Source organism: Achromobacter sp. 413638 (genome assembly GCF_043119405.1).
Taxonomy (GTDB): domain Bacteria; phylum Pseudomonadota; class Gammaproteobacteria; order Burkholderiales; family Burkholderiaceae_B; genus Achromobacter.
In genome coordinates, this window is the sequence record NZ_JBICCO010000149.1 from 1 (window position 1) to 6,554 (window position 6,554).

At 59.9% G+C, this 6,554-nt stretch carries 5 protein-coding genes; 1 reads left to right on the forward strand and 4 read right to left on the reverse strand.

Annotated features, from left to right (window positions below):
• Positions 1-227: 227 nt before the first annotated feature.
• The 3 genes from ACEU5R_RS31550 to ACEU5R_RS31560 form a co-directional block, all read right to left on the reverse strand.
• Positions 228-437, reverse strand: a complete 210-nt coding sequence (locus ACEU5R_RS31550; protein ID WP_022580212.1) for a hypothetical protein — start codon at positions 435-437, stop codon at positions 228-230.
• A 61-nt stretch (positions 438-498) separates the two neighbouring features.
• Positions 499-2,568, reverse strand: a complete 2,070-nt coding sequence (locus tag ACEU5R_RS31555) for a ParB/RepB/Spo0J family partition protein (RefSeq protein ID WP_000994919.1) — start codon at positions 2,566-2,568, stop codon at positions 499-501.
• 80 nt (positions 2,569-2,648) lie between these two features.
• On the reverse strand, positions 2,649-3,476 hold the full coding sequence (locus ACEU5R_RS31560) for a DUF932 domain-containing protein (protein ID WP_003092327.1): 828 nt from the start codon (positions 3,474-3,476) through the stop codon (positions 2,649-2,651).
• A 392-nt stretch (positions 3,477-3,868) separates the two neighbouring features.
• Between ACEU5R_RS31560 and ACEU5R_RS31565 the strand changes: the two genes are divergently transcribed.
• The gene (locus ACEU5R_RS31565) at positions 3,869-6,325 is read left to right on the forward strand and encodes an AAA family ATPase (protein ID WP_001223964.1); all 2,457 of its coding nucleotides are present in this window, start codon (positions 3,869-3,871) and stop codon (positions 6,323-6,325) included.
• Between the two features lie 66 nt (positions 6,326-6,391).
• Here the strand turns inward: ACEU5R_RS31565 and ACEU5R_RS31570 are convergent.
• On the reverse strand, positions 6,392-6,554 hold a 163-nt coding region (locus ACEU5R_RS31570; RefSeq protein WP_331430939.1), incomplete at its 5' end, for a JAB domain-containing protein.

The window sequence follows — 6,554 nt, forward strand, 5'->3', positions numbered from 1 at the left end:
GGGGGGGGGTCTGGGTATAATGGGGGGCGGCGCGAGCCCCCCCCACACTTGCTGGCTTCGTGGATTTCGCGCACGAGCGCCCTTGTGCGTGGCCCCATCGCCGCCTGTCCGAAGGCGGCGATGGGGCGTTTTGGCTTTGAGCAGTGAAACCGGGCGCGGCCACCGCCGCGCCCGGAGTTTTCGACCACCGGCCCCAAGGCGGCACGGCTTGGGGCCGGTGCGGCTCGTTATTCCTTGGTTTCGATGATCCACCACACGGCGCGCGGCAAGGCGCGGCCCGTGAGGGGATGCAGATCGGTCAGGTCGGCGCGGGCCGTCCAGCCACGCGGCGGACGGTAGCCGCGCACGTCGCCGTCGCCGTGCCAGCGGCGGGCGCGCACCGTGCCGGAGGCATAGGTCGCAGCTATGCGGGGGCGGTTTGCGGGTTGGTGGGTCATGGCAGGCATCCTCAACATGAAGCGCCCCGGCCGGAACCGGGGCGCTATCTACGGTGCGAAGTCACGCGGCCAAAGCCTCGGCCTGCGGCTGGTCATCCGCCACGGCGGCCACTTCTTCCTGTGCTTCGGCTTCGCCATCCGCCGGCGCGTCCTGCCCGGTCTGCTGCGGGCCTTCGGAGCGGAAGATGGCGGGCATCCAGCCGGTGCCAGCGGCCAGCCGTTCGGCTTCGCTGGCAATGTCGCCCTTCTTCAACTTCGCCAGTCGGGTGACGTGCGAGGGCGCGAACCCGCCAACGGCTTCCAGAATCGCGGCCTTCGGCACATGCCGGAAGTAACCCTCATTGGTGGGCTGCCACCACGCGGCCATATCCAGCCCCACGGCCTGCGCCAGTTCCGCGCCGGGCTGGTGCGGCGTGGCGCGAGGCGTCACCACGTCCACCGTGGAAGCTAAGCACACGGCCAACAGCCGCACCAGTTCATCCTGTGATTTCGCCAGCAGCGCGGCGAACAGTTCGGCGCTGTCCTCCGGCAAGGTTTCGCCTGCCACCTGTTGCAGTTCGCGCAGCGCCACGGCGGCGGGTGATTCCGGCCAGTCCGGGGCCATGCCTTCCAGCCGGTCTTGCACCGTGAGGCGCACACCCAGCGGCAGGTCGTGCCCGTAGTGCCTTTCCTGCAAGACGGTCTGCACCATGCCATGCACCACGGCGGCCAGCGCTGCTTGCGGATGCCGTGCAACTTCGATTTGCAGCGCAGCGGTACGGTGCGCGCTCAACCGCTGCGCCAGTCGGTCAGACATGGCGGCGGTCTTGGGCTGCTCGTCGTCCTCGCCTGCGTCCTCGTTCGCGGCTTCGCCTTCGCTGCCGAAACCCTGCCGCAGCCGCTCCAGCGTGCGCAGTGCCTTGGCCTCCGCTTCGCGCAGCAGCCCGCGATGAATCGCGGCCTGCCCGTCGCGGTCGATGGTGACAATGGCACCGGCTGCGGCCTTCACGTTGGCCGCATAGTCCAGCAAGCCATCTTCCAGCGCCTGCAACTGCTCGCCCAGGCGTTCGCCTTCTTCCTGCAAGGCATCGGCCTTTTCCTCGTCCTCGTCGTCCAGCGCGGCATCCACCGCCTCGGCCAGTTCGTGCAGCTTGGTTTGCAGCTTCTCGATGCGCTGCGCGTCGCGCTTGTTCGGACTGCGGCGTTCCCTTGGCGCACGCTGGAAGGCTTGCAGATCGGCATGGGTCATGCCCGGCGTGGCATCCACCCACGCCCAGCCCTCGGCCTGCACCTTGGCGGCGATACCTGCCAGCTTGTCCTGCGCCAGCCGTTCCAGCAGTGCGGCATCGGTCAGATACACGCCTTTGTCGCCCTCCGCGAACAGGTCGCGGCGGATGCCACCGCCTTCCTGCTCGTAGCCGTCCAGCCCGACAAAGCGCACCAGCGGATGCCGGTAGGCGTCGATTTCGCGTTCGGTCAGGCGGTCGCGCAGGTTGTGCGGGCCGCGCTGCCATGTGGGCGCATCGTAGAACGCGGCTTCCTGCGCAGCATGGTCGTCGGTGATGGCGAGGGCCATCAACTGGTCAAGGCTCACGGCCTCGGCCCGGTAGTCGGCCAGCAGGCGCGGCGACACGTTGGCGAGTTTCAGACGGCGCTGCACCACCAGCGGCGTGACGCTGAAATCCGCTGCAATGTCCTCGATGCTGCGGCCTTCGGCCACGAGCGCGGCGAACGCCTCGAACTGGTCGGCGGGGTGCATGGCTTCGCGCTGCACGTTCTCGGTGAGGCTGGCCGTGCGGGCGGTGCCATCGGCCACCAGCAGGCAAGGCACCTCCCATTCCTTGCTAATGCGGTGCTTTTTCGCCAGCAGCTTCAACGCTGCGAGGCGACGGTCACCGGCCACGACCTCGTAATGCTCGCCATCGGCGGCGGCAATCACGATGAGGTTTTGCAGCAGGCCGACACGCTGGATGCTGGCGGCGAGTTCGGGAATGGACATGCGCGGGGTCTTGCGCACGTTGCGGCCAGTGGGACGCGACACCAGCCGCGACAGCGGAACCAGAATCAGGTTCTTGGTCGGATCAGCGGCTTCCAGCGGGATAGCGGCGGCGGTGTTGATGGCGCGGGCTTCGGTTTGGGTAACGGCGTTCATGGTGATAACTCCTATCGGTTCAGGGATGCAGCAGCGAAGAAAGCGACAAGGGCTGCTGCCTGCCCCTGCCGCGTGGGGATTCAGGCTTTCAACTGGCGCATGCCATCGGCCAGCAGCCAGAGGGCGCGATTTAGTCGGATGTTTTGGTCGATGCCCTGCACCGGGCGGGTTTGCTGTCGGCGCCCGTTGGCGCTGCGGCCACGCAGCCCGCCTTGGGTCAGGTTTTCTTGGGTGCGGTTGAACACGCTCCACAGGTCGGGGCGGCGGTCGTCGAAGCGGCGCGGCATCAGGATTTGCGATTCCGTGATGGGCGCGGGCTTGTCGGGGTCGTCGTACTTGAGGGCGAGCGCGGCGCGGGCGAACACTTCGGATTCGCCATCGTCCAAGGTGATGCCGCGCATGGCATCGCGCGATTCCTTCACCCGATCGAAACCGCTCAAGACTTCGTAAGCCCCCTCAATGACCAGACCGGCCACGTCGCCTTTATGGGGCACTCGCACATCGGCCACGGTGTTGCCGCAGACAAGGCCATTGCTGCACACGAACCGGAACATTCCGGCCAGCATCTGATAGCTGCTGGTGCCGTCGTGCGAGTTCAGCAGCACGATTTCGTTGGCCTCCGCGCCGTTGATCTGGCTGGCATGGCGCAAGCGAATCATGTGTTTGGTGTGCTCGCGCTTGCCTTCGTCGCGCACGCGGGTTTGCGTCACCATGAAAGGCTGGAAGCCTTCTTTGCGAAGCTCGGTCAGCACGGCGGCGGTGGGGATATAGGCGTACCGCTGCGAACGGCTCTCGTGCGGGGCATCCGCGAAGATGGACGGGGCCACGCGGTGAATCTGGTCGTCGGACAGCGGGTAATCGCTGCGCAGCGAGGGGGAGCGGAAAGCGAAACGGGATGCGAGTTGCATGGTCTTTCTCCTGACAAAAGAGGTTTGCTGTTCACACCGCACACCGGATTTCTAGATTCGGAGCCCAGCCTTTCGGCTGTTTGGTGCGGTCGGCACGAGGAACCCGGTTGGCCCTGTTGCCACCGTCTTTCCTGAGTTCATCGCCCGCGCCCAAAGGAGCGCGCGGACGGGGGCCGTCAAGGAGCCAAGCGCAGGGTTGGTGCGGCCCGCAGGCGCAGCCGAGGACACGGCCCTGCGCGCCTTGACGGCACACGGTCGCGGGCTACGGTCGCGGGTAAGGTGATGAAGTCAGGGGAGACGGCTGGACAAGGCAACGGCCATCCCTTTGTGCTGACCGCACGCAAGCGAAGCGCGCAGGCCCGAAGCTGGAAGCCGGGCCGTAGGCGTCAGCGATGCGGAAGGCTGGCGAAGCCAGTCCCGCCAGGGATGAGCGACTAGCGAACCTGGAGCAGCGCGATCCGCGAAGCGGAGACGCAAGAGGACTCTTCGTTTACCATTTGTTTCGCAAGCAAATGATGGGAAAGCAAGAACACGGAGATATAGAGATGATTGTCTGCATCAACCGCCTCAAACAGTTCGGAATCTTCAGCGACTTCAATGGAACGAAGATCCAAAAGTTCGGCCGGTACAACCTGGTCTATGGTTGGAATGGAACAGGCAAGTCAACGTTATCGAATCTATTCTCTTGCTTTGAGCTTCGCTCGATGGTTCCCCGCTTCAGCACGGGCCAATTTTCAGTAGTTCTGGAGGATGGCTCAACGATCACGGAATCCACACTCCACTCATCCCAATTGAATATTCATGTTTTCAATCAACGCTTCGTGCATGAGAACATTGATTGGGACAAATCCGTAAAGAGCATCCTTCTTATTGCGAAAGAGAAGATTGATGACTTGCAGAAGCTGGAGAAGCTGAAGAGCGAGCTTCAGTCGAAAAAGAAGGCTCACGACGACAAGCAAAGCGATATCAAGAAGCAGCGTGAGGCATTAGAGAAGTTCCTGACCAATGCTGCCAAGAAAATGAAGCTTGGACTTCAGGCGATTGATACGAGCGACAGTTATTACTTGAATTACGACCGCCGCAAGCTCTTCAACTTCATACAGAATAACGGCGAGACAATTATCAAGGCGGAGTCGGTTCTTCCAGATGAGAGGGTTATCGACCTTACGAATGCCGCCAAGCCAGATCAGCTTCCAAGCATTGCTTTCGCCTCAACGGCCATTGAGCCGGACTACTTTAAGAAAGCGGCGGGCCGCATCAGAGATTTGATTGGGACTACGGCGGTCAATCAAGCAATCCAGCGGCTGACCGATAACCCGGAAATCCGCGAATGGGTTCAAGCAGGCTTGGAAATCCATAAAAACCACGACTCGCAATCCTGCGAGTTCTGCGGCTCTCCGTTCGCCCAGCTTCGTGCCGAGGCGCTTGCTGCCCACTTCAGCAAGGAGTTCACGGAGTTTCAGAGCCGACTTCAGAACGCGGCGACATGGATTGAATCTCAAGGCGCTCCAGCTAATCAGTTTCCCGCATCGACCGAGTTTTATAAAGAACTATCGGCCGAGGCAGAGAAGCTTCAAAAGGACTACGCAACTGCTGCTGAAAAGATCGACCAGCAAATCGACGCCTGGCGGGAAGCCCTGAAGGCCAAGATCACAGACCCTGGGAAGACAGACATTCAGATCTCGGATGTGGTTGAAGACGATGTCACCAATTTCAATGACATCCTGAAATCGATTGTTGCTCTCGTTGGAAAGCACAACAATAAGACTTCAAATTTCAAATCTGAGACCTCAAAAAGCAAGGTGGCACTGGAGCTTCACTTTGCTGCGGCTGAGGTGCAAGAGTTTGACTATGCTGGAAGTGAGAAGAAGTGCAATGACCTTGAGTCAGAAGCAAAGAACGACCATAAGGAAATTGAAAAAATTAGTCTAGAGGTCGGAGCCATAGAAGCGGCGCTCTCGAATGAAACGGTCGGGGCAAAGGAGTTCAATGACATCCTGCATCGCTTCATTGGCCGCTCTGAGCTTTGCCTGAACTTCAATCAGAAGAAGAAAGGCTATGAGATCATCAGAAACGGGGTTGGTGAGCACGATGGGAATTTGAGCGAAGGTGAGAAAACTGCGATTGCATTTGTCTATTTCATCACGAAGCTCAAAGAAAATGGAAATAACATCAAGGATACGATCGTCGTCGTTGACGATCCGGTCTCAAGCTTTGATTCTAATCACTTGTTTCACGCCTACTCGTTTTTGAGAACGCAATGCACTGAAGCCAAGCAACTTTTTGTGCTGACTCACAACTTCACTTACTTTAAGCTAGTGAGAGACTGGTTCACTGGCACCAATAGGAATCGAGTCAAAAAAGGCAACGCCGAGAATTGCTTCTTTTATCGCCTGGATGCGCCACCTGGCTCCCCTCGTCACTCCCTACTTGTGGATGCCGACGACTCACTCAAGAACTACGGTTCCGAGTACCACTATATCTTCAAGAAGCTCTACGAATATAGGGCGCACACAACACTCAATCGAGATGAGGCGTTCTTGACCGCCAACCTCGCCCGAAAGCTTGTTGAATCGTTTTTCACCTTCAAATATCCAAGGCGTCGAAGCGACATTAGTCAATTGATGGAGGCTGGCCTAAAAGATTGCACCATCACGACACCAGAGCTTAAAGAAAAAATCTACCGCTTTATCAATAAGTATTCACATAGCGACGTTATTGAGATAACAGAGGAATCCGCAGAAAACTTGGCAGGCGAAAGCCACAGCGTCATCGGGAACATCTTCCAGTGGCTGGAAGAGGTGGACAAGAAACATTACGACGAGATGATTCAGGTTGCGACGGCCTGAGCATCAGGCCGCGAGGGCCATAGCTATGCCACCAGGCGCAGCAAAAAGGGGCCGAAGCCCCTTGGGCTAGATCAGCCCATGCTCGGCGAACGATGCCGTTTCGTTGCCCGCAACGATGATGTGATCGAGCACGCGCACGTCCACCAGACCCAACGCTTCCTTGAGCCGCTGGGTCAGCGCCCGGTCAGCCGCGCTCGGCTCGGGGTTTCCGCTCGGATGGTTGTGCGAA